This window comes from Acetobacter tropicalis, from assembly GCF_001580915.1.
Lineage (GTDB): Bacteria > Pseudomonadota > Alphaproteobacteria > Acetobacterales > Acetobacteraceae > Acetobacter > Acetobacter tropicalis.
The window spans coordinates 1-1,067 of record NZ_LHZQ01000048.1; the positions used below are offsets into that span (position 1 = coordinate 1).

Annotated in this window: 1 protein-coding gene; it reads right to left on the minus strand. The window is 53.6% G+C overall.

What is annotated here, in order from left to right; genetic code table 11:
* A protein-coding gene (locus AD944_RS00265) for an IS3 family transposase (RefSeq protein WP_156477211.1) occupies positions 1 to 1,022 on the minus strand; the annotation gives its coding sequence in 2 pieces (ribosomal slippage) (positions 1 to 761 and positions 761 to 1,022; 1,023 coding nt annotated over the 2 pieces). This gene is flagged as partial in the annotation.
* Between the last annotated feature and the right edge of the window lie 45 nt (positions 1,023 to 1,067).

A 1,067-nucleotide genomic window follows, 5' to 3' on the forward strand; every position in this document is an offset into this window, starting at 1 on the left:
GTTATATGTCCAGAGCCATTGTGTTGCGACCTCCTGCACGTCCTGAATGCTTTCAAACAAATACTGCTCCAGCCATTCCTGCCGGACAGTTCTGTTGTAGCGTTCAATATAGGCGTTCTGCTGCGGATTACCCGGTTGCGTATAGATCAGGGTAATCCCCTGTTTTTCGGCCCATGAAACCAACGTATGACTGACATATTCAGGGCCATTATCCATTCGGATGGCTTCTGGCCTGCCACGCCACTCCATAACCTGTTCCAGACAGCGGACAACCCGACAGGCTGGCAGGGAAAAATCAACCTCGATCGCCAGTCCTTCACGATTGAAGTCATCCAGAATGTTCAGGAGCCGAAAAGCACGTCCATCCATCAGCCTGTCCGCCATAAAATCCATGGACCAGACCCTGTTGGGAAGGGCCGGAACCGACAGCTTTTCAGGCTTTTCGCGAACCAGACGCCTGCGGGGTTTAATCCGCAGGTTGAGTTCCAGTTCCCGATAGATCCGATAAACCCGCTTATGATTCCAGACATGTCCCTGCACATTGCGCAGATACAGGAAACACAGACCAAATCCCCATCTCCTGTGAGCCTGGGTCAGTCCCACCAGAAGAGCGGCAATCCTGTCGTTCTCCGCTGCCAGTCGCGGACGATAGCGAAAGCAGGTCTCGGATATCCCAAAAATCCGACAGGCCAGCGCAATGCTGACCCCATGATGCGCCACAGCTTGTGCGGCCAGTTCCCGGCGCTGGGCTGGCCGCTTCATTTTTTTCCAAGGGCTTCCTTCAGGATATCTGTCTGCATGCTCAAATCCGCATACATGCGCTTCAGCCGACGGTTCTCCTCTTCCAAAGCCTTCATCTGACTGATCATCGAAGCATCCATGCCGCCATATTTCGCGCGCCACCGGTAAAACGTGGCGTTGCTAATCCCATGCTCCCGGCACAGGTCAGGAACCGGGACACCGCCCTCAGCCTGGCGGATCACACCCATGATCTGGGCGTCAGTAAAGCGATCACTCTTCATCAGAATCTCCTCAATTCTTACGCTGAGAAAATTCTCATTCAAAAG